Origin of the sequence: Roseovarius carneus, assembly GCF_020141465.1 — a bacterium.
Taxonomy (GTDB): Bacteria; Pseudomonadota; Alphaproteobacteria; order Rhodobacterales; family Rhodobacteraceae; genus Roseovarius; species Roseovarius carneus.
The window spans coordinates 1577848-1599820 of the sequence record NZ_JAHSPD010000001.1 but is presented as its reverse complement, the minus strand read 5'-3'; the positions used below and the strand labels follow the sequence as shown (position 1 = coordinate 1599820).

The window sequence follows — 21973 nt, the reverse complement described above, 5'->3', positions numbered from 1 at the left end:
CCTTACTTTAGCTGGTGGGTGAAATGGAGATCACAGTCACTGCACGGCGGTTCTGAGCATAGCAGCTTTCGGCGCTGCAAAGCTCGATGGGGCGTTCCTTGCCAAAGCTGACAACGCGCATACGGTTGCCCGGCACACCACGGCTCAGCAGGTATTCCTGCACCGAATTGGCGCGCCGCGCACCCAGCGCGAGGTTGTATTCCCGCGTGCCTTGCTCGTCCGCGTGGCCTTCGATCACCGCGTCGAAATCGGTGTTGGTCATCAGCCATGTGGCCTGTCCGTCCAAAGTCGCTCGCGCGTCCGCGGTCAGCGTGAATTGATCCACCGGAAAGAGGATGCGATCACCGACCGTCTGTTGAAAATAGGCAGGCGACGTGGGATCGCTGGCCGATCCGGCAAAGCCCCCATTCGCGCTGTTAAGATCGACCGCGTTGCCGTTATCACCAAACCGGTCAGGATTGGTACACGCCGCCAGCGCCAGTGCCGCCGTCAGCATCAGTGTGGATTTAATCAGTTTCATCGTTTTTGCCCCGCTCAATATGGGTGAAGTATTTTTTCTTTATCTTCTAGCACGTGATGGGCCGTTTTGCAAAATACAAGAGGCCCCAAACCCATGCTGCTTCGGCTTATTGCAGCGGCGACCATGACGGATCGCTCGCCCCGCTTGTGGTCGGCACCTTGCGCAGGTTCCGGCCCGTGATATCGACGGAATAGAGGTTTGCCTGCCCCTGTGCGCCTTGGGTCTCGCGGGTGAACATGATCACGCGGCCATTGGGCGACCATGTGGGCCCCTCATCGAGGAAGGACGCGGTCAAAAGCCGTTCTTCGCTGCCATCGGTGCGCATCACGCCGATATGGAACCGGCCCTTGGATTGCTTGGTGAACGCGATGAGATCACCGCGCGGGGACCAGACGGGTGTGCCATATTGGCCTGTGCCGCTGCTGATCCGGCGCGCTTCGCCGCCCGAGGCACTCATCACATAGATCTGATTGGAGCCCGCCCGGTCGCTCTCAAACACGATCTGGCTGCCATCGGGGCTGAAGCTTGGGGCGGTCTCGATCGACGGCGCATTGGTCAGCTGTGTGCTGCGCCCTGAGCCGATATCCATGCGGAAGATATCCGTATTCCCCCCCCGGCTGAGCGAGTAGACAACAACCTGCCCATCGGGGCCAAAGCGCGGCGCAAAGCTCATCGTCCCATCCTGGCTTTCCAGCACACGCCGCGTCACGCTGGCCACGTCCAGCACATAAATGCGCGGAAAGCCCGTCTCATAGCTAGTGTAGAGGATCCGGTCGCCCGTGGGCGAAAAGCGCGGGGCGAGAACAAGCGCGCTGCTATCGGTGAGGTAGCTTACATTGGCGCCGTCATAATCCATGATCGCAAGGCGCTTGGCGCGCTGATCCTTGGGGCCGGTTTCGGCGACAAAGACAACCCGGCTGTCGAAATATCCGCTCTCGCCGGTGATGCGGCTATAGACCTGATCGGCAACCTTATGCGCCATGCGCCGCCAGCCCTGCACCGTGCCCACGAATTGCAGCCCGCTGCCAAGTTCCTGCCCCGCGAACACGTCCCACACCCGAAAGCGCACAACCAGCTTGCCCGCGCTGTCCACGCTCACAGCACCGGTGACGAGGGCCTGCGCGTTCACGGCCTTCCAATCGGCGAATTGCACAGGGCTGGCAAAACTGGTGATACGGCTAATGAAGGCCTCGGAGGGGATTTCCCGGAAAAGCCCTGTGCCACTCAGATCGGCGGAGATCACGCCCGCGATGTCGCGCGCGACCTGCTCGCCCCCTGCGCTGTCGGCGACAAAGGCCGGGACCGCGAAAGGCATAGGCTCGATCACACCTTCGGTGATTTCGATCCGCAAGGGCCCATCCTGCGCGTGGCCGGGCGCGGGCATCCCCGAGAACAGGGCGGCAAGGGTCATAAAGGCCAGAAGGGTCACGAGACGCATCATCATTTGATCCTCATATTCTCAGGATTAAAGGTCATTTCGATAGTCTGCCAAGAGGCAAACTTATCGGCGGGCAGGTTAAATCCACGTGCACCGCAGCGGATAATCGCGCGACGCGCAGCCTCATAGGCCTGTTGCGCGGCGGCGGCGGACCCGCCAGAGAAGCTCTCCATGCGGATGGAGTTTTGCAGCGGGCGGCTGTCCTCGCCCATCTCGACCGAGACGACCACGGATGTTTGCAACGCCTCGGAACTGAGCGAGCCCACGTTCCAGCAATTTTGCACCGACACGCGCAGCGCATCTTTCTCGCCGCGCGTAAGTGGCGGGCCGGACGAGACCGTGGGCGTAGGCGTCGTGGTGCCGCCCAAAGCGGCGGCGAGGGCGGCCTCGACTGCGCTGTTGTCTTCGACTTCCGCAGCAGGGGTTTGCGCGGCTGTCTCAACTGTGGGCGCGGGCTCTGGCTCTGGCGTTGCGGCGACCACTTGGGCGGGGCGCGACCTGGGGCGGACAGAGGCAGACGGTGCTGCCTGCTCGGCCTCGGTCACGATCTCGGTCGCGGCAGCCTCAGGCGCAGTTGCCTCTTGCTGCTCGGCTTGGGTCTCGCCCGCCTCGTCTTGCACGACCTGCTCGCGCACCACATCATCGACGGCGGTTTCCGGCTCAGGCGGGGCCACTTGTTCGGGGGCCACACGCTCGGCAGGGCGTTCTTGGGGAACGGGCGCTGTTTCGGGCAGAAGGGCTGCGACGTCCTCGGAGGGCGGCTCCAGCACCGGCGCTTCGTCCTGCGCCTCTGCCTGCTCCACGGGGGCCACGGCCTCGGGCGCTGGATCGGGCTCGGGCGGGGCTGCGGCTTCGGGCGCGGGTTGCACGGGGGCCTCATCGGGGGTGGCGCTGAGCGGGGGCGCCTCGTCGGGGGCGTCAGGCACCTCCGGGGCGATCACCTCAGGCACCGGCACCGGGCCGGTTTGATCGAAGAGGGCGGCATATTCCTCGGCGGAAATGGCGGTGACTTGCGTGACCTCGAATGGCAACGGATCGCTTGAGAACATATTTCCCAAGAGCGCCCAGCCCAGAAGCCCGATATGCGCGCTGCCCGATATGATTTGCCCGGTATTCACCGCCCGCAACCTTACTCAAGCCCGGAGGCGGTGTCGCTCTGCACGCTTGCCGCGTCCAATGCCGGCCCGCCCGTATCCGTCACAAGGCCAATATTCTCAAACCCACCGCTATTGAGCGCGCCCATCACCTGCACCACCTGTGCATAAGGTACAGCGCCATCTGCGCGCAGAAAAATCCGGTTGCTCTCGCGCTCGGCGGCAATCGCCCGCAGCCGCGCGACAAGCTCGTCACGCGCCACTTCCGTGGTTTGCACCATCACTGTGCCATCGGCGGTGATGGTGATGCTGAGCGGCTCTTCCTGCTCGCTCGGCAGGGCGTTGGCGGCGGTCTTGGGAAGCTCCACCGGCACACCCACGGTCATCAAGGGGGCGGCCACCATGAAGATAATGAGCAGTACCATCATCACATCCACAAAGGGTGTGACGTTGATCTCCGACACCGGGACCGAGCGTCTGCGCCCGCGCCGCCTGCGGCCTCCGCCATCGTCGCTCTGAAGGGTTCCTCCACCCATGGCTCAACTGTCCAGCTGGCGGCTGAGAATTGTCGCGAACTCATCGGCAAAGGCCTCATAGCCTGCGACAAGCCGGTCCACATCCGCGCTCAGCTTGTTGTAGAACACCACTGCCGGGATCGCCGCCATAAGGCCCAGCGCCGTGGCCAGAAGGGCCTCCGCAATGCCAGGCGCCACAACGGCGAGGTTTGTATTGCCCGCCTCGGCGATGCCGATAAACGAATGCATAATGCCCCAGACGGTGCCGAAAAGGCCGATGAACGGCGCTGTGGAGCCGACGGTTGCCAGAATGCTCAGCTGCGATTGCAGCCCTTCGGATTCCTTGGCAATGGCCACATCCATGGAGCGGTCGATCCGGCTGGTCGCGCCTGCGATCATCCCACCATCGCCCCGGTGGCTGCGCCGCCACTCGGTCATGCCAGAGGCAAAGACGCGCTGTGACTGACCCTCGGGGTCGGTTCCGGTCTGCTCAAACAGCTCGTCCAAAGGCTCGCCCGACCAGAATTGCGCATCGAAGGTTTCGGCCTCAGCCTTGGCCTTGCGATACAGGATTGTTTTCTGAATGATGATCGACCACGTCCAGAAAGACGCGAGAACCAACATGACCATCACGATCTTGTTGACCAGGGTCGCACGCGCGAAAAGGGCCCACATAGAGAAATCAATCTCCTGCGCCATCGCAAGGGTTTCTTGTTCCATAAGCCTGCTCTGCTCTATTTCATATGGGCACGTTTTCATGCCTCAATTGGGATGAAACTAGCCTATTTCCAAGGGGAAAGCCATGACGATCACGTCATCGGCGGCAAAATTCGCAGATCAGTGCAAAAGACGGCGGATATTCGCCGGGAGGCGGCTGGGCTGGCCTGCGTCATTGATGCACACAAGCGTCACCTGCGCGGAGAAAATCAGATCTTTGGCGCGCCAGACCTCCTGCTCCATCACAAGCCGCGCACCCGTGACCGAAAGGGTCCGCGTGCGCACCTCCAGCCGGTCATCAAACCGCGCCGCCATAAGATAGTCGCACTCCACCCGCCGCACGGCAAAAACAGCACCTTCATCCTTCATCGCGCGCTGGTCCACGCCAAGCGTGGCCACCCAATCGCTGCGCGCACGTTCGATGAATTTGAGGTAATTAGCATGGTAGACAATGCCGCCCATGTCGGTATCTTCGTAATAGACGCGGACGGGAAAAACATGAGCCATGTTGGCACGTTACGCCCTCTATTCCGCAATCGCAACATGCACCCACCCGGAAGCCGCTTGCTGCCCTGCGTCACTCCCTGCCAACGCGCGCCTTTTGATCCCGCAGGCCGCAAGGGCGGATGAGGCTGAGGTGGTGGAATTGCCGCGCGCGTCCTTACAGGTGCGGCTCAAGACCTATTTCACCTGTTCCCAAAAGAGGCTGAGATGGCGCGAGACGATCTCGCCATACCGCCCCGACGCACGCAACGCCTCCAAACCCGCATTCACGCGGTAGAGATGCGTGGTGCCCCGCCAATGGCTCTTGGAAATCACCACATGCAGCGCTTCATGCGACAGCGGCGTCTCCAAAGGCACGACCTGCCCCCGCAACCCCATCGCTTTGATCTTGGACGTACCAAGGAAAACATTGAACGTGGCCGCGTCCACCTCCCCCGACATCACCATCTCAAGACAGGCCTCGGGGCTTGAAGGCTGGCGCAGGGTGATCTGGCCCTCGCTCAGCCAGCGGCGGTCCGCCCGGTCCAGATCATGGGTGAAAAAGCCCTTGGGCCGACACAGAGTCTTGCCCACCACATCCGCGTCCGAAGCATAGACCATCCCGCCCTCGGCACGCACAAACAGCATGATCGGCAGATCTATCAACGGCTCAGAGAAATGGAAACTGGCGCAAAGCGCATCGTCAGGCGTGCCCTCACAATCCGGGCGCTGCCACGGAAACCCCATATCATGCGTCTTTTCATCAAGCAGCGGCAGCAGGTCCTGCGACCACTGATCCTCCCATGTGATCGCGTAGGGCACGGGCTCAGGTGTCATCTCAAGTGCTGCATTGACCAACTCGGTCACAAGGCCGTTGCCAGGCCAGGTTTGATCCGTGAAAGGCGCGTAATTTCCGCCCGTCAGCAGCGTCATCTCCGCGTCTGGCTGCAACAGCGGCGTATCGTCCGGCGCGATCTCGCCAGCCGGGCATGGCACATAGACCTGTGCGCCCGGGGCCACATCCCGCGTGCCGGGTGTCATCATATCGAGATTGGCATAATAGATCAGCGTCCATTTCTCGCCATCCCCGTAATGCACATCGGCAATCGCCGCGAGCGTGTCACCCGGCTGCACCCGGTAGGTCACATCACAAAGTGCCAGCGCGCCCGCAGGTATCAGAGTCAGCGCAGACCCGAGCCCCACAGAGCGCATCACCGCCCAAATGCCCGCGCGTCTCCCCATCCCCGGCACGGCCTCAGAACCCATCCCAGATGCGGGTCATATGGGCATCGATGATCTGCTGATAGGTGCCGTCTTGCTTTATCCCTCGCAGGCCCGCGTTGATCGTCTCCAACAACTGATCCGCCTCCGGGTGGCTTTTGTGAACCAAGACATGCAGCCCCTCAATGGCCAGAGGGCGGGTCTGCACGATCTGCACCTGCGCCTTGAGGCCCAGATCCTTCATCGCATTGCGCCCGGTAAACTCATTGAGCACAACCGCGTCCACCTCACCCGAGATCAGCATCTCAAAACAATCCGCCACAGCGCGCGGCCGCTCCAACCTCACAAGTTCCTGCGCCAGCCACCGCCGGTCCGGCCGATCCATCTGGTGCAGCGACAAGCCTTCAGGGCGGCAGAGGACCTTGCCATGCACATCGCTGTCCTGCGCAAAGGCTATCGGATCGGACCTGCGCGTGAAGAGCAGCGTCAGCATCTCGAACATCGGATCGGAAAACGCGAAATTCGTGCAGTGATATTCCTGGGGCGTGGTCGCGCAATCCGGCCTGACCCACGGAAATCCCATATCCACCAGCGCATTGCTCAAAAGCGGGTCAAGATGCGCGTCCCATGCCTCGACCCAGTGAATGGCATACCCCGCCGCAGGGTTCGCCTTGCGCATCGCCGCATCCACCACCTCCGTAAGGAGCCCGCCCCCCGGTAGATCGCGATCCGTGAACGGGGCATAATCGCTGGCGGTGACAAGGTTGATGCGGGCGTGCGCGCCCACCGACGCCACAGACACACGCAAAGACTCGGGCGCGGTTTGGGCCACAGGCGCGTTGTTCTCCAAGCCCAAAGGCAGGCCATTCACGCAAGGTAAAGACAAGTGCATCCCCAACCCGACCGCATTCGGGCTCTCGCCAATCAGGCCGATATTGGTGTTATGGATCACCGTCCACAGACCCGCGTCGTCATAGTGACGCTCAGCTATCAGGGATAAGGTATCGCCACGCTGCACCACGTAGCTCCCACCGCATTCAGCCGCAAAGGCGGCCCCACCCATGACTGCAAAAACCCCAAGCACACCACTAAAAAAGGTATTACTCATACAAACACCCCCAATATATAGTATAAATTAGGAAGCATGACACCATTCGGTCAACCCGGTTTCAACCGCGCGCGCCCGAATTACCCAACACGAGGCGCCACCAACAGCCACAATAGACGCACACTCTTGGACGTCAGGTCCGCCGCAGCCGCGCAGCAAGACGTATCGCATGAGACGGATCCACCGCATGACCCGGCATGACCGGATCATAGGCGGCACGGATCAAATCCCCAATCTCAGGACGCAAGATCACAGCCCCCGAATCCGGCGCTTGCGCCAAGGGAGAGCGTTCCTGAAACGCCGCATCCGACCATAGCAATATCGTCTGCACCACCTGACTGAGCGCCAGCGTCTCGGCGGGCACAGCCGAAAGATGCGCGTCCATCCTCAAAAATACGAAACTGGCCTTGATAGGGCCCGCCTCCTCAAAGCGGAAGATACGGTATTGATTGGCATCCGCCGCCCTCAGCCGCGCGACCAAAGGCTCAAGATCCGGCACAAGCCGCCCCAGATCAGGCACCTCCAAAAGCTCTTCCCACTCGCGAAAGAAAAACACCATGAGATTGGCCCCCAGCTCCGGGTCCACGTCCACAACATCATGCCCGGCAAGCTGCGCCACAGCCTCAATCGCGCCCTTGACGACGCGCAGCGTGGCATCCTCCACCCCGAACACGATGGGTGCAATCGGACGGCCCCAGCGCGCAAAGAGATAGCTCTCATCGGTGCGCGTAAAAAGCGCCTCAATCTCCGCAGGCTCCATCAAAGCCCCCTTCTTCTTAGCAAAAATACTCAAATCCTCAGCGGGCGCAGCACGCTAACCCTCGAAAAGGTCATCCTGCCCCGGCGCGCGCGGCGCCTCAAGCCCCAGATGCCGCCACCCCCCACGGGCCAGCATCCGACCGCGCGGCGTGCGCTGAATGAGGCCTTGCTGCAAAAGATATGGCTCGATGACTTCTTCAAGCGCATCGCGGCTCTCCGACAGGGCCGCGCTTAGCGTCTCGATGCCCACAGGGCCGCCCTGATAGGCCTCCGCAATCAGCCGCAAATACCGCCGGTCTGCGCCATCAAGACCCAGCTGATCAACACCAAGCCGCGTGAGCGACGCATCGGCCAACGCGCAGGAAATCCGGCCACCGCCTTCGACCACGGCAAAATCCACGACCCGCCGCAAAAGCCGCCCTGCAATGCGCGGCGTGCCCCGCGCCCGGCGCGCAATCTCGCGCGCGCCCTGCGCCTCGGTGGGTATCTTGAGCAGGTCCGCATTTCGCACCACAATCTCAAAAAGCTCGTCCTCCGTGTAGAACTGCAACCGCGTGGGGATGCCGAACCGGTCGCGCAAAGGCGTGGTCAAAAGCCCCAGACGCGTGGTCGCCCCGACAAGCGTAAAGGGCTGCAACTCAATGCGCACCGTGCGCGCGGCGGGGCCTTCGCCAATCACCAGATCAAGCTCGAAATCCTCCAGCGCGGGGTAGAGCACCTCCTCCACCGCCGGGTTCAGCCGGTGAATCTCATCGATGAACAAGACATCGCGCGCCTCAAGATTGGTCAGAATCGCCGCAAGGTCGCCCGCCTTGGCCAGAACTGGCCCCGAGGTCATCCGAAACCCCACACCCAATTCACGCGCCATGATCTGCGCCAGCGTGGTTTTGCCCAAGCCCGGCGGTCCATGAAAGAGCGTGTGATCCATCGCCTCGTCGCGCTGCCGCGCTGATTGTATAAAGATGCTGAGGTTCGCCCGCGCTTCTGCCTGCCCGATAAATTCCGACAAAATTTGCGGGCGCAAGGACCGATCCAGATCCTCGGGCAACATTTCTGGGCGCAATGCGGGATCAGGCTCGCTCATGCGGACACCTCCCATGAGGACGCTCGCAAGGGCGGATAGGCGTGCGCGCTCATTGTGCGGGCGCCAAGAGCTTCAGGGCCGCACGAATGAGCGCCGGGGTCTCTGCCTCCGGGGCCTCGCCCGCCGCTTGTGCGACCGCGCCTGCCGCCTCGCCCGGCGCATATCCAAGATTGGTCAAAGCCGACAAAGCCTCCGCCTGCGCGCCGGGCCCGGCCTGAGGGGCCACCGCTTGCGCAGGCATCGCCTCGATCACGTCCGCGTCGACATCCCCCGCCGCCAGCACCGCCGCAGGCCCCGTGCCCATCGCCATCACCTCGGGTGCTTTGTCTTTCAGCTCATTGACCACACGCTGCGCCGTCTTGGGACCAATCCCCTTCGCCGCCTTCACCGCGTTCCAATCGCCCAGAGCAATCGCACGCCCCACGCCCTCAGGCCCCAAAGTGCCCAAAATCGCAAGGCTCGCCTTTGCGCCGACGCCCTGAACGCTCAGCAAGAGGCGATGCCACTCCTTCTCCACCAAAGAGGTAAAGCCGAAAAGCTGGAGCAGATCCTCACGCACCACCAGATCGGTATAGAGCGCCACATGCTCACCCGCGCGCGGCAGAGCCTGCAATGTGCGCTCGGAGCAATAGACCAGATAGCCCACGCCGCGCACATCGATCAGCACATGATCCGCCGCGCGGTAATCAATCCGCCCCGCCAGACGCCCGATCATGCGAGCGCCCTGCGGGCTACGCGGTGCGCCGTGCCTGCGTGATGTGCATGACAGATCGCAATCGCCAGAGCGTCCGCCGCATCCGCACTGTGCAAAACCGCGCCCGGCAATTGCATCTTCACCATATGCGCCACCTGCTCCTTGCCCGCATGGCCCACGCCCACGACCGTTTTCTTCACCTTGTTGGGTGCGTATTCCCCAACATGCAAGCCATACTGCGCAGGCACCAACAGAGCGATCCCCCGCGCCTGGCCCAGCTTCAGGGTCGCGGCCCCGTCCTTATTCACGAATGTCTGCTCCACCGCTGCCGTCTGGGGCGCGTAAAGCCGGATAATTTCGGTCAATTGCGCATAAAGCGACAACAGCCTCTCGGCTAGATCGTCGCCTTCAGACCGACATGTGCCATTCGCCACATGGCTCAGCCGGGAGCCATCCATATCGATCACGCCCCAGCCCATGTTGCGTAACCCCGGATCGATGCCCAATACCCGCATATCTCTTGCCCGCCCTACCTTTTTTACTGACCTAGCACGAAACGGGAACACCCGCCAAGCGCTTTGCAGAGACGGTACTGCGCATGAGTTCGACATAAATGACACACGCGGCCTCACGCCCAAAGCGCGGCGCGATGACGCAGGTGCGATGCTGCGGCGCAGAAAAGCGACGCTCCAGAGGTATAAAACGACCTGAATTGTGGCAAAAAAATGTTTTATTAACCCGCCCTTAAGCCTCTCAGCGAGATATGCAAAAAACGCATAGTGATTATGCAAACCGCCTACTTGCTGGGCGATCTGAACACGCCTATCTCCCGCTCAGAAATGCAAGGCAGGATGCCGCAAACTTAATTCGCAAGGAATACACTAATGGCCGTTATCGACTTCAACCGCACCGCACATGCCACAAAAGCCCCAATGGGCCTCGGCATCACACGCATGATCGCCGCCTTCTCCGCATGGCGCGATGCACGCACAACACAAAAAGCGCTGGCGGCTCTGTCCGACCGCGAGCTGGAAGATATTGGGCTGTCGCGCGGCGATATCTCCAGCTTCACACGCTCGATCTAACTCCGCGCCACCAAAGACTATCGAAGCCCCCGTGTCCTGCCGCATGGGGGCTTTTTCGTGCCTGCTTCTCAGCTGATGTGCTGGATCGTCTCGAACCCCTCAAACGTGGGCGCGCCTTCATGCAGCTTCATCGTGCTGCCCGCATCTTTGTGCGCCGCGCGAAACGCATCGCTCTTGGTCCAGCCCCGAAACGCCTCAATGCTCGCCCAGACCGTGTGCGAGGCGTAAAGGATTTGCCCGTCCACGGCCGGCCCTTTGAGCATGTGAAACTCCACAAACCCCTCAACGGATTTCAATTGGCTGTCGCGCCCCAGCCAAAGCGCCTCGAACGCCTCTGCATTCTGGGTGGTCACGGTAAAGCGGTTCATGGCGATATACATGTCGATCTTCCTTGCTGCTGCGCGGGGCACGTTCCCGCCCCCTTGAGTTAGGGCACAAGGGCGCATTTCGAAAGACAAAACGGCGAAAAACCCCCTGCGCCAGACACAAGGGCACAGGGGGTTTTTCTTTTGAGAGGCAGAGAGTTTAAAGCATCAATCGTAACACACTATCAGACCTGAGAGTCTGTAGGAGCGCCCCCAGATCGGGCCACCCCTATCCTTGAGGGAGGATTCTTAATTAAAGATCGGCGCAAATTTCGCCGAGATATAAAGGCTTACCGGATCAGGCTGCATGACAGCCGCCCCGAATTTTTCGACTACGGAGCCTGCGCGCAGCGCCTCGATCCGGTCTGCATAGGCCGCAGCGCCCAGATTGGCGATGATCAACCCTTTGAAAACGATCGCACCGGCCAGCGCCACGACAACCCAACGCAGCGGCAGGCCCGCTTTGCGCCGTTTGGGGCGAAACACGATCAGCCCATCCCGGCCAACCTTTGCATCATACCCTTGCGCCATGCGCACGTGCTTACGCTGGACGTTTTTGATACGAGCACCAAACCCGTTTTGCGACACAATCGTCATTAGCAGCATCCTGTTGTCCGGCCCCCGCCAGATCACCAAATCAAACTAGGTTTCAAATGTGGCAATTTCTGGGCAGCCGCCCTAATCATGCTACCTTTTAAAAGGTTTTTCGCCAATTTTTCGCAAAGTGAGCGTGGTCCAGTCACCAATCTCCTCGCGATGGACAAGACTGTTTCCAAGCGCGCAATAAACACCCAGCACCTCGTCGGCCTGCTCGTTGAGAATCCCTGATAGAATCACGAAACCGCCTTTATTGAGTCGCTCGGTCATGGCGGGCGCGAGCATGATGAGCGGCGCTTTGAGGATATTGGCAAAGACCAGATCAAACGGCGCGGCTGCATTCAGCACCGGATGATCGAAGCCCGCAGCCTCCACGCACTCCACACGCCCCTCCAGCCCGTTGGCGATGACATTGGCACGCGCCACATCCACGGCCACCTCGTCAATATCGCTGGCCAGCATGGTGCCGGGCCAGATCCGTGCAGCCCCCATGGCCAGAACGGCGGTGCCGCAGCCGATATCAGCGACCGACCGGCCAATGAAGCCATCCTCTGCCAAGCGATCGAGCGCACGCAAACACCCTTGGGTCGTGCCGTGATGCCCGGTGCCAAAGGCCATGGCGGCCTCAATAAGCAGCGGCTCACAATCGTCGGGCACCTTATCCGCATCGTGGGAGCCATAGACGAAGAACCGCCCCGCCTCGACCGGCGTCAGCTCGCGCTTCACATGGGCGACCCAATCAGTCTCGGGTAGCTCGGAGACCGCAAAGGGCTTGGCCCCGTGGATCTGCGCCAGAAGGGCAAGGCCCGCAATATCGGGGGCAGCCTCAAAATACCCGCCCACTTCCCATGTGCCGCTGCCATCCTCCACCTCAAACGTCCCGATGCCCGTGGGCTCAGGGTTGAGCGCTTCCAACGCATCGGCAAGCGCTTCGGCAGAGGATTTGGAGGTGAGCGTGGTCAGAGCGGTAAAGGTGGGCATAGGTGCAGGCCTTTGGCGGCGCTTACTCCGCCGGGGCGGGCGCAAAGCGCGAGAATATGGTTTCATTCCCCGCCTCCGGATGGCGCGGGATCAAAAGGGCCAATAGCAGCGATATGCCCGCCATGCCAGCGGCCAGAAAGAAGACCAACCCCGGCGAGACGAGCCAGAGATAGCCCAGAAGCGCAGGCAGAAAGACCGCCGCGATATGGTTGATCGTGAAGGCCACAGCGGCGGTGGGGGCGATATCGCCGGGCGATGCGATCTTCTGGAAATAGGTCTTTAGCGCGAGGGCGAGCGCGAAAAAGATGTTGTTGATCACATAAAGCGCCGCCGCCAGCATCGGCCCCCAATCGAACCAGTAAAGCCCGCCATAGAGGATGAAGACGCATGTAAGGCCCATATATTCGAACGCCATCGCGTTCCGCTCGCCGAAGCGGTGGACGATGCGGCCAAGGATCGGGGCCAGCACCATGTTGGCCATGAGCGTGACCAGCATCAGCTTGGTGATCTCATCCACCGAATAGCCGAACCGCTCCACCATCATGAAGCCCGCAAAGACCACGAAGATCTGCCGCCGCGCGCCGGACATGAATTGCAGCGCATAATAGAGCCAGTAGCGGCGGCGCAGGATCATCTTCTTGATCTGCGGGTTCGGAGCCTCGAATTGCGGATAGGCGATGAGGGCTGTGAGCGCGATCACCGCGCAAAGCCCGCCCGAGAGAAGGTAGACCAGATTATAGCTGAGGCCCAGCGGCTCCCACAAAAGCATGATGAGCCCGTAGGCCAGAAGCGTGGCGCCTGAGCCTGCGGCGACCAGCCAGCCCAGCATCTGCGGTGCGCGCGCTTTCTCGATCCATTGCAGTTGCAGCGATTGGTTGACCGTTTCGTAATAGTGAAAGCCGATGGAGCTGAGCATGGTGATCATCAAGATGCCGCCCATGGACGGAAACCACGCGGTCATCGCCGTGGCCACGCCCAGAAGGATCAGCGAGACAAGCGCCAACACCTGTTCGCGCACGAAGATGATGATGGCGATGACGCCAATGGCCAGAAAGCCGGGGATTTCGCGCACGGTATGGAGCCAGCCGATATCCGAGCCGTCAAAGCGTGCCGCCTCGATGACGAAATTATTGAGGAGCGCCGACCATGTGGAAAACGCGATGGGCATGGCGCAGGCCATGAGAAAGAGAAGGGCGATGGGGCGACGCCAAAACGGCTGGTGCCGGGCCTCTGCGAGGGGGACGTATTGTGTCATGCCTCGGGTTTACGCCTCGGCCTCGCGTTTGGCGAGAGGGGATGTCGTGCGTCTGTGCCGGGCGGGCGCGCTTTGTGCGTGTGGCCTCGGGCCTCAGAGAAAACTCTGCGGGTCGATATCAACACTCAGCCTCAGCGCGTTTGGCGCTTTCGCGGACCCGATCCAGCGGGCAATGGCCGGTTGCAGGGCCGCGCCTTTGGGGGCTTTAACCAAAAGGCGGACCCGGTGACGGCCCCGCACCCGCGCGATGGGCGCAGGGGCCGGGCCAAAAACCTGCGCACCGATCTGGCGCAGGGGCGCGTCATTGCGCGCGAGCCAATTGCCCAGATCAAACGCCATCTCCAGATCGGGCGCGCTGAGAATGATCCCCGCCATGCGCCCGTAAGGCGGCACGCCCGCATGGCGGCGGCCATCCGCCTCGGCCCGCCAGAAGCCTTCTTCATCGCCCGCAAGGATCGCGCGGATCACCGGATGCTCGGGCTGAAAGGTCTGCAAAAGGGCCGTGCCGGGCTTGTCCGCACGCCCGGCCCGCCCCGCCACCTGCCGCATCAGCTGAAACGTCCGCTCCGCCGCGCGCAGGTCAGAGCCTTGCAGGCCCAGATCGGCGTCGATCACCCCCACCAGCGTGAGCAGCGGGAAGTTATGCCCCTTGGCCACCAGCTGTGTGCCGATGATGATATCCGCGCCGCCCATGGCGATCTCGTTGATCTGCTCCTTGAGCGCACGGGCGGAGCCGAACATATCAGAGCTGAGCGTGGCAATCCGCGCCTCGGGGAAGAGGGCGGCCGCCTCCTCGCCCAGCCGCTCAACCCCCGGGCCGACGGGGGCGAGCTTGTCTTCCGCGCCACAGGCAGGGCAGACGGTGGGCATCGGCTTTGTCTCGCCGCATTGGTGGCACATCAGGCGCTTGAGGAAGCGGTGCTCCACCATCCGCGCATCGCAATGATCACAGCCGATCTGATGCCCACAGGCCCGGCAGAGCGTGACAGGCGCGTAACCACGCCTGTTGATGAACAACAGCGACTGCTCGCCCGCCTTGATCCGCTGCTCCACCGCGCGCTGCAATGTGGGCGAAATCCAGCGGCTGGAGGGCAGGGTTTCGGCGCGCATGTCCACCGCGCGGATCTCGGGCAGCACCGCCTTGCCATACCGCGCCGCAAGATCAAGGCGGGTGTATTTCCCGGCCTCCGCATTGCTCCAGGATTCCAGCGAGGGCGTGGCCGAGGCCAGCACAACCTGCGCCCCGCAGATCGACGCACGCAGCACCGCCATATCGCGGGCATTATAAAGCACGCCCTCTTCCTGTTTGTAGGAGCTATCATGCTCCTCATCGACAACGATCAGACCAAGGTTCTGAAATGGCAGGAAAAGTGCCGAACGCGCGCCTACGATCAACTGCGCACCGCCCTGCCCGACCATCCGCCAAGTGCGCCGCCGCTCGGTCATGGCCACGCCGGAATGCCATTCAGCCGGGCGCGCGCCGAACCGCGCCTCGACCCGCGTGAGAAACTCCGCCGTAAGCGCAATCTCGGGCAAAAGGACGAGCGCCTGCCGCCCGAGGCGCAATGCCTCAGCCACGGCCTCCAGATACACCTCGGTTTTGCCCGATCCAGTGACGCCGCGCAGAAGGGTGGTTCCATAGGCGTCGCTGCGCAAAGCCGCGCGCAATGTCTCGGCGCACCCCGCCTGATCCTCGGTCAATTCCTTGCTGGCGCGGGCTGGATCGAGCCTTGGGAACGCCACATCGCGCGGGGTGTCGTCTTCAATGACAGCACCTTGCGTCACCAGCCCTTTAACCACCGACGAGGTGACCTCCGCCTGCTCGCTCAGCTCCTTCAGCGTGAAAATCCCGCCCTGCGCCTCCAGAACCTCAAGCACGCGGGCGCGGGCCTCGGTCATCCGGGAGGGCTCACGGTGACCCAGCGCGTAGACCTTGCGCATGGACGGCGGATCGCCCAAGCCCGGCGCGCGGGTGGCGAGCCTCAGCATCATAGAGAGCGGTGTGAGCGTGTATTCGCCCGCGCGCGTCAGAAACTCCCGCATCTCGGTGCGCATTGGTGCCACGTCCAGCACCCGGATGATCCGGCGCACCTTGGAGATGTCATAATCCCCCTGCCCCGGCCCCCAGACGACACCCACCACCTTGCGCGGCCCCAGCGGCACCTCGACAAAAGCGCCCAACACCACCCCCCCCTCGGGCGCTTTGTAATCAAGAACCCGGTCCAGCGGCTGCGCCGTCAGGACGCCAATCAGCGCCCCCTCGTCGTAGAATTCTGGCGGTTGGGCGGTCAAAGGGCGGCTCCGGGGGAAAGGGGTTTCGGCGCTGCACTCTATCGGGTAAACGGACGAGGCAAAACGCCAATCCGCGACAGGGGGACACACCCATGAAATTTTTCGTCGATACAGCCGAAGTAGACCAGATTGCCGAGCTCAACGATCTGGGCATGGTGGACGGGGTCACAACGAACCCGTCACTGATCATGAAATCAGGCCGCGACATTATCGAAGTGACAAAAGAGATCGTGGGCATGGTCGATGGCCCCGTCAGCGCCGAAGTCGTGGCCCTTGAGGCCGATGCGATGATCGAAGAGGGCCGCAAGCTGGCCAAGATCGCCGAGAACATCGCGGTGAAAGTGCCGCTGACATGGGCGGGCCTCAAGGCATGCAAGGTTCTGTCGGGCGAAGGCAACATGGTGAACGTCACCTTGTGCTTTTCCGCCAACCAAGCTCTTTTGGCGGCCAAGGCCGGGGCCACGTTCATATCGCCCTTCATCGGGCGGCTTGATGATATCAACCTCGACGGGATGGAGCTGATCTCCGATATCCGGCAGGTTTATGACAATTACGGCTATGAGACACAGATCCTCGCCGCCTCTATCCGCACAGTGAATCACGCCTATCAGGCCGCGATGATCGGCTCAGACGTGATGACGGCCCCTCCGGGCGTGATCAAGAAGATGGCCGAGCATCCGCTGACTGATGCGGGGCTTGACGCGTTCATGAAGGATTGGGCCAAGACGGGTCAGAAGATCCTTTAAGACGGGTCAACCATCAGACAATGCGCCCGGTAGTGCGCGTCGCCGGGCGCATCGGCACAACCGCGCGCAAAGGACACCCCATGAAAAAGATCGATGTCGACAAGGACATGAAACGGTCGAAATTTCTCATCAAGGCGATGGTGGCTCAGGTCGTTATCGTCTTCGTGGTCTTGGTGATCTACTACGCCTACCTGAGGTCCTGATTACCAGATAGCTTGAGCCGCGCGGCTCTTTGGGCGCCGTCTTTTGCCGAAGTTTTTTGCGCGACCGGCCAAATCAGATAAAGATTTCCCTGCATCCGTCTGTTATGTAGAACAAAACAAAAAACGAGACAGGCATGAGCAGCAAACCCAAGATGGAGGATAACCTGCGCGAGCGGATTATCCAGCAGCCAGATGTTATTCTGGAAGATCAAGATCTTATGTACGCATTGATCGCCGCGAATGAGCGCGCGATGGGCGGCAATATCGTGGATCTGCGCGGCATCGCGATGGACCGGCTGGAGGCCCGGCTGGACCGGCTGGAGGACACGCATCGCAGCGTGATCGCCGCCGCCTATGAGAACCTCGCAGGCACCAATCAGGTGCATCGCGCAATTTTGCGGATGCTGGACCCGGTCGAATTCGAAGGCTTTCTGCGCGATCTGGGCGGCGACGTGGCGCATATCCTGCGGGTTGATTCGATGCGGCTGGTGCTGGAATCGGTGCAAAACGATGCAGATCCCGCGGTTCAGCGGCTTGGCACCGTGTTGAGCGTGGTGGAGCCTGGTTTCGTCGAGCAATACATCACCCAAGGGCGCGGATCGCCCCAGCGGCAGGTCACACTCCGCCAGGTGCATGAGGAAACTGAACTCCACGGTGAGGCCGCGTCTTTCATCCGCTCCGAGGCTTGCCTGCGCCTTGATTTCGGCAATGGCCGCCTGCCCGGCATGCTGGTGATGGGGGCGGAAGACCCGCACCAGTTCACGCCACAACAAGGCACCGATCTGCTCACCTTCTTTGGCGGCGTTTTTGAACGCGCGATGCGCCGCTGGCTGTCATGATTGCGCCTGCCGCGCGGGAGGCCCTTTCGACGTGGCTGGATCAGCAGCGCGCCCTGCGCGGTGCGTCAGAGCACACGATTGCGGCCTATGCGGCGGATGTGACGGAATTTCTCAGCTTCATGACGGCGCATCACGGCGGCACGCAAGGCCTTGGCCCGCTGGCGCAGATCGGCGTCAGCGACATGCGCGCATGGATGGCCAATGCGCGTGGCCGCGATGTGGGTGCGCGCAGCCTTGCGCGCAAGCTTTCAGCGGTGAAGAGCTTTTACCGCTGGCTGGCCGAGCGGGAGGGGTTTGAGCCCACGGCGGTCCTGTCGACCCGCTCGCCCAAATATCAGAGCAAACTGCCACGCCCCCTGAGCGTTAAGGCCGCGAAGGATGTGATTGAGCTGGCCGAGGCACAATCGCTGACCCCGTGGATCGCCGCGCGCGATCAGGCGGTGATCACGCTGCTTTACGGCTGCGGCTTGCGGATATCCGAGGCGCTGTCGCTGACCGGTGCGGCGCTGCCCATGGGGGCAAGCCTGCGGATCATCGGCAAGGGCGAAAAAGAGCGGATCGTACCCGTCCTGTCCGCCGCACGCCAAGCGGTTGAGGCCTACACACGCCTTTGCCCCTATGACATCGCGCCCGACACGCCGCTGTTCTACGGGGCGCGCGGGGCCGCGCTTAGCCCACGGGCGGTGCAGAAGGTGATGCAATCGGTGCGGATGCAGCTTGGCCTGCCCGCGACGGCCACGCCCCATGCGATGCGCCACAGCTTTGCCACGCATCTTCTCAATGCAGGTGGCGATCTGCGCGCCATTCAGGAGCTATTGGGCCATGCGTCGCTTTCGACCACGCAGGCCTATACCGGCGTGGATACCGCGCGCCTGATGGAAGTTTACGCGCGTGCACATCCCAAAGCCTGATTGCACAGGCGTGAGAATTGCGGCACTAACCAGCCCATGAAAACACGCTACAAGGCCCTCGGGGTCCATCTCCTCACCGCGAGCGGCGCAGTTTTTGCGATGCTGGCCATGCTCGCCGCCGCAGATGCACAGTGGAGCCTGATGTTTTTGTGGCTCGTCGTGGCCTTTGTCGTGGACGGTGTGGATGGCCCTCTGGCCCGCAAATACGGGGTCGAGACAAACTGGGCCCGCGTGGACGGGGTGATCCTCGACCTGATGGTGGATTACCTGACCTATATCTTCATTCCGGCCTTCGCGCTCTTCAAATCCGGCCTCTTGCCGGGGTGGACAGGATGGGTGGCGATCATCATCATCGTCTTTGCCAGCGCCATCTACATGGCCGACAAGGGCATGAAAACGCCTGACAAATCCTTCATGGGATTTCCCGCGGCGTGGAATATGCTGGTGATCGTGATCTTCGCGACCGAGCCAAATTTCTGGGTCTCTCTCAGCCTTGTGGCAGCACTTGCCGTGGCGATGTTCCTGCCGCTCAAATTCGTGCATCCGGTGCGCACGAAACGCTGGCGCAGCGTGACCTTACCCATGGCGCTGGCATGGACCCTCTTTGCCGTATGGGCCGCATGGGTGGATTTCCATCCCGAAAGCTGGGCGCTTTGGGGGCTGGTGGCCACGTCCGTCTACCTGACCCTCGCAGGGATCGCGCAGCAGGTGATTCCGGCGCGCAAGGCAAGCCGTTAGATCAAAAGCCCCGCAGCGCCCTCATGGCGCAAGAGCCAGACCTTGCTTTCCACCCCGCCGTGCGCAGAAAAACCGCCCAGTGAGCTGGCCCCCAGCACGCGGTGGCACGGGATGATCACCGGGATCGGATTGCCGCCACAGCCCGTGCCAACAGCCTGTGCGGGCGCACCCAGATCGGCGGCAATCTCACCATAGGTGCGGGTTTGGCCAAACGGGATGGCGGCAATTGCGGCGCACACTTTTTGCTGAAACTCCGAGGCATCCACCCTTAGTGGCAGATCAAACGCGGTGAGAGTGCCGTTGAAATAGGCCGTGAGCTGGGCACAGGCCTCCTCCAGCTCGGGCGCGCAGTCCTCAGCCGGGGTATTGGTCCAATCAGCGGCGGTGATAGCACCGTCAGACGCACTGAGGCGCATGAGGCCAAGGGGCGTGTCGAGGGTGCGGTAGAGCACCCGCCTCAGGCCGCGTGCGCGCCATCAGCGAGGGATTTCACGAAGGCCAGCACATCCGCCGGGCTCTCGCCGCTCCCCAGCTTGGCCACGATGGCCGAGCCGACGACAGCCCCATCGGCCACACCTGCGATTGCCTTGGAGCTTTCGGGCGTGCGAATGCCAAAGCCCACAATCACGGGCAGATCGGTCTGCGATTTGATCCGCGCCACTTCGGGCGCCACATCCGCCGCCTCTGCCGCCGCCGCCCCGGTGATGCCGGTGATGGAGACATAATAGACAAAGCCGGAGGTGTTTTGCAGCACTTTGGGCAGGCGTTTGTTATCTGTGGTGGGCGTTGCCAGACGGATGAAATTCAAGCCCTGCGCCTGTGCGGGGATGCACAGCTCATCATCCTCTTCGGGCGGCAAGTCCACGACGATCAGGCCATCAATCCCGGCGGCCTTGGCATCGGTCAGAAACGTGTCCACGCCGCGATTGTAGATCGGATTGTAATAGCCCATCAGCACGATCGGCGTGGTGTCATCTCCTTTGCGAAACTCCCGCGCCATCTCCAGCGTCCGCTCCAGCGTCATGCCCGCCGCTAGCGCGCGCTGCCCGGCAAGCTGGATCGTCTCACCATCGGCCATAGGGTCGGTGAAGGGCAAGCCCAGTTCGATAATATCCACGCCCGCGCCCGGCAGCCCGCACACGACCTCCATCGAGGTGTCGAAATCAGGATCGCCCGCCATGACATAGGCCACGAAGGCCTTTTTCCCGGCGGCGGTCAGCTCGGCGAATTTTGCGTCGATACGGCTCATGATTATCCCCTCGTGCGTTTCGTCTTCCTTTGCGGGTTTGCGCGGCGAAAATCAATGGTGGCGGCGTTCTTTTCCGTGCATCACTGGGTCTGCTCATTGGGAATGATGATCCGGGCGATCACAAAACGGCGTTTGTATAGGGCCGATACGATGCGCATGTTTGAATAATCAAAAAGGGAGACCGGACATGAGCCTTCAGAAAATAGCAGCTTTCGCGATGGACGGCGCAGGCGGCAATCCGGCGGGTGTGATGATCTGCACCGCATTGCCACCTCCTGCCGAGATGCAGCGGATCGCGGCCGAGGTCGGGTTCTCCGAGACGGTTTTTGCAGCACGTGAGGGTGATACGTTTCGCACGCGGTATTTTGCACCCGAGGCGGAGGTGCCATTTTGCGGCCACGCGACGATTGCTTTGGGCGCAGCCCTTGGCCAGGCATACGGAGGCGGGACGTATGCGCTGACGCTCAACGCGGCTGAGATCACAGTGGAGGCCTATGAGGAGGGTAGCACTTGAGGCGGGCGGCTGACCTCCCCCGGCACAGCGTGGCAGACGGTGCCGGATGCGATGCTCTCCGAGGCCTGCGCGCTTTTCGGGACCCGCGCGGGCGATCTTGACACGGCGGTGCCCCCTGCCCTCACCAATGGCGGTGCCCAGCACCTTGTTCTGCCCCTGGCCCATGAGGCCGAGTTGCGCGCCATGGCCTATGATTTCGACGCAGGTGCGGCCTTCATGCAAACCCACGGCCTTGTCACGATCAACCTCATTTGGCGTGAAAGCACGACCCGCATCCATGCCCGCAACGCCTTTGCCGGGCACGGCGTTTACGAGGACCCCGCCACCGGGGCCGCCGCTGCCGCACTTGCCGGTTATCTGCGCGATGCAAACCTCGGGGTCGCGCCTTTCGAGGTGATCCAAGGCGCGGATATGGGTGCTGCGTCACGGCTGATGGTGGCCGCGCGCGAGGGTGCAGGCGCACCCGTGGAGGTGGCAGGGCTGACACGGCCCCTCACGTGATCCACTTGGCGTGATCCACCTTGCGCGCGCCGCCCGCTGCGCCTAGACGTGACGCGGCATCAAA

Annotated in this window: 25 protein-coding genes and 1 pseudogene; 7 read left to right on the top strand and 19 right to left on the bottom strand. The window is 62.0% G+C overall.

All coding sequences use genetic code 11. From position 1 onward, the window contains the following. Nucleotides 1-7: 7 nt before the first annotated feature. The 12 genes from pal to ruvC form a co-directional block, all read right to left on the bottom strand. Nucleotides 8-520: a peptidoglycan-associated lipoprotein Pal gene (gene pal, locus KUD11_RS08035; RefSeq protein WP_109385167.1), complete on the bottom strand. Its 513-nt coding sequence runs from the start codon at nt 518-520 to the stop codon at nt 8-10. A 106-nt stretch (nt 521-626) separates the two neighbouring features. Further along, nucleotides 627-1961, bottom strand: a complete 1335-nt coding sequence (gene tolB / locus KUD11_RS08030) for a Tol-Pal system beta propeller repeat protein TolB (RefSeq protein ID WP_109388055.1) — start codon at nt 1959-1961, stop codon at nt 627-629. Beyond that, nucleotides 1961-3076, bottom strand: coding sequence for an energy transducer TonB (locus KUD11_RS08025; RefSeq protein WP_109388057.1), 1116 nt, complete (start codon nt 3074-3076; stop codon nt 1961-1963). The genes tolB and KUD11_RS08025 overlap by 1 nt, the downstream gene beginning before the upstream one ends. A gap of 11 nt (nt 3077-3087) precedes the next feature. Then, a complete protein-coding gene (tolR, locus tag KUD11_RS08020) occupies nt 3088-3588 on the bottom strand; it encodes a protein TolR (RefSeq protein WP_109385168.1) in 501 nt (166 codons plus the stop codon). A 3-nt stretch (nt 3589-3591) separates the two neighbouring features. Further along, nucleotides 3592-4287 carry a protein TolQ gene (tolQ, locus tag KUD11_RS08015; RefSeq protein ID WP_109385169.1) on the bottom strand — a complete coding sequence of 232 codons (696 nt, stop codon included), beginning with the start codon at nt 4285-4287 and terminating at the stop codon, nt 3592-3594. Nucleotides 4288-4404: 117 nt separating this feature from the next. Further along, nucleotides 4405-4791: a tol-pal system-associated acyl-CoA thioesterase gene (gene ybgC, locus KUD11_RS08010; protein WP_109385170.1), complete on the bottom strand. Its 387-nt coding sequence runs from the start codon at nt 4789-4791 to the stop codon at nt 4405-4407. 174 nt (nt 4792-4965) lie between these two features. Next, nucleotides 4966-6033 (bottom strand): ABC transporter substrate-binding protein, encoded by a 1068-nt coding sequence (locus KUD11_RS08005; RefSeq protein ID WP_397545207.1) that lies wholly within the window; start codon nt 6031-6033, stop codon nt 4966-4968. After that, nucleotides 6023-7096, bottom strand: coding sequence for a transporter substrate-binding domain-containing protein (locus KUD11_RS08000; protein ID WP_109385171.1), 1074 nt, complete (start codon nt 7094-7096; stop codon nt 6023-6025). Before KUD11_RS08000 ends, KUD11_RS08005 begins: the two co-directional genes overlap by 11 nt. 133 nt (nt 7097-7229) lie before the next feature. Next, complete coding sequence (locus KUD11_RS07995; RefSeq protein ID WP_181375352.1) at nt 7230-7856, bottom strand: hypothetical protein; 627 nt, start codon at nt 7854-7856, stop codon at nt 7230-7232. Nucleotides 7857-7910: 54 nt separating this feature from the next. Then, nucleotides 7911-8939 (bottom strand): Holliday junction branch migration DNA helicase RuvB, encoded by a 1029-nt coding sequence (gene ruvB, locus KUD11_RS07990; protein WP_109385173.1) that lies wholly within the window; start codon nt 8937-8939, stop codon nt 7911-7913. Between the two features lie 49 nt (nt 8940-8988). Continuing rightward, nucleotides 8989-9654 (bottom strand): Holliday junction branch migration protein RuvA, encoded by a 666-nt coding sequence (gene ruvA / locus KUD11_RS07985; RefSeq protein ID WP_109385174.1) that lies wholly within the window; start codon nt 9652-9654, stop codon nt 8989-8991. After that, complete coding sequence (gene ruvC, locus KUD11_RS07980; protein ID WP_109385175.1) at nt 9651-10148, bottom strand: crossover junction endodeoxyribonuclease RuvC; 498 nt, start codon at nt 10146-10148, stop codon at nt 9651-9653. The genes ruvA and ruvC overlap by 4 nt, the downstream gene beginning before the upstream one ends. Nucleotides 10149-10517: 369 nt before the next feature. Between ruvC and KUD11_RS07975 the strand changes: the two genes are divergently transcribed. After that, nucleotides 10518-10718 (top strand): DUF1127 domain-containing protein, encoded by a 201-nt coding sequence (locus tag KUD11_RS07975; RefSeq protein WP_109385176.1) that lies wholly within the window; start codon nt 10518-10520, stop codon nt 10716-10718. Between the two features lie 68 nt (nt 10719-10786). On the opposite strand, the gene KUD11_RS07970 is transcribed toward KUD11_RS07975, so the two are convergent. The 5 genes from KUD11_RS07970 to KUD11_RS07950 all read right to left on the bottom strand — a co-directional run bounded on the left by KUD11_RS07970 (nt 10787) and on the right by KUD11_RS07950 (nt 16208). After that, entirely contained in the window at nt 10787-11098 is a 312-nt protein-coding gene (locus KUD11_RS07970; protein WP_109385177.1) for an antibiotic biosynthesis monooxygenase family protein, read from the bottom strand. Between the two features lie 234 nt (nt 11099-11332). Beyond that, complete coding sequence (locus KUD11_RS07965; protein WP_224380170.1) at nt 11333-11680, bottom strand: hypothetical protein; 348 nt, start codon at nt 11678-11680, stop codon at nt 11333-11335. A 90-nt stretch (nt 11681-11770) separates the two neighbouring features. Next, complete coding sequence (locus KUD11_RS07960) at nt 11771-12661, bottom strand: 50S ribosomal protein L11 methyltransferase (RefSeq protein WP_109385178.1); 891 nt, start codon at nt 12659-12661, stop codon at nt 11771-11773. A 22-nt stretch (nt 12662-12683) separates the two neighbouring features. Next, nucleotides 12684-13916 carry an MFS transporter gene (locus KUD11_RS07955; protein WP_109385179.1) on the bottom strand — a complete coding sequence of 411 codons (1233 nt, stop codon included), beginning with the start codon at nt 13914-13916 and terminating at the stop codon, nt 12684-12686. A gap of 93 nt (nt 13917-14009) precedes the next feature. Then, entirely contained in the window at nt 14010-16208 is a 2199-nt protein-coding gene (locus KUD11_RS07950) for a primosomal protein N' (protein ID WP_109385180.1), read from the bottom strand. A gap of 92 nt (nt 16209-16300) precedes the next feature. Between KUD11_RS07950 and fsa the strand changes: the two genes are divergently transcribed. The 5 genes from fsa to KUD11_RS07930 all read left to right on the top strand — a co-directional run bounded on the left by fsa (nt 16301) and on the right by KUD11_RS07930 (nt 19645). Next, nucleotides 16301-16954, top strand: a complete 654-nt coding sequence (gene fsa / locus KUD11_RS07945) for a fructose-6-phosphate aldolase (protein ID WP_109385181.1) — start codon at nt 16301-16303, stop codon at nt 16952-16954. A gap of 80 nt (nt 16955-17034) precedes the next feature. Beyond that, nucleotides 17035-17157 (top strand): hypothetical protein, encoded by a 123-nt coding sequence (locus KUD11_RS15185; protein WP_258305384.1) that lies wholly within the window; start codon nt 17035-17037, stop codon nt 17155-17157. Between the two features lie 134 nt (nt 17158-17291). Continuing rightward, complete coding sequence (locus KUD11_RS07940; protein WP_109385183.1) at nt 17292-17996, top strand: DUF484 family protein; 705 nt, start codon at nt 17292-17294, stop codon at nt 17994-17996. Then, nucleotides 17993-18907, top strand: a complete 915-nt coding sequence (locus KUD11_RS07935) for a tyrosine recombinase XerC (protein ID WP_109385184.1) — start codon at nt 17993-17995, stop codon at nt 18905-18907. The genes KUD11_RS07940 and KUD11_RS07935 overlap by 4 nt, the downstream gene beginning before the upstream one ends. 36 nt (nt 18908-18943) lie before the next feature. Further along, on the top strand, nt 18944-19645 hold the full coding sequence (locus KUD11_RS07930; protein ID WP_109385185.1) for a CDP-alcohol phosphatidyltransferase family protein: 702 nt from the start codon (nt 18944-18946) through the stop codon (nt 19643-19645). Here KUD11_RS07930 and KUD11_RS07925 read toward each other — a convergent pair. Together KUD11_RS07925 and trpA are read right to left on the bottom strand one after the other, a co-directional pair. Continuing rightward, entirely contained in the window at nt 19642-20097 is a 456-nt protein-coding gene (locus tag KUD11_RS07925) for a methylated-DNA--[protein]-cysteine S-methyltransferase (protein ID WP_224380169.1), read from the bottom strand. The two genes, KUD11_RS07930 and KUD11_RS07925, sit on opposite strands and share 4 nt — an antisense overlap. 5 nt (nt 20098-20102) lie before the next feature. After that, a complete protein-coding gene (gene trpA / locus KUD11_RS07920; RefSeq protein ID WP_109385186.1) occupies nt 20103-20894 on the bottom strand; it encodes a tryptophan synthase subunit alpha in 792 nt (263 codons plus the stop codon). Between the two features lie 187 nt (nt 20895-21081). On the opposite strand from trpA, the pseudogene KUD11_RS07915 reads away from it, so the two are divergent. Next, nucleotides 21082-21909 (top strand): annotated as a pseudogene (locus KUD11_RS07915) (PhzF family phenazine biosynthesis protein). Nucleotides 21910-21973: the final 64 nt, after the last annotated feature.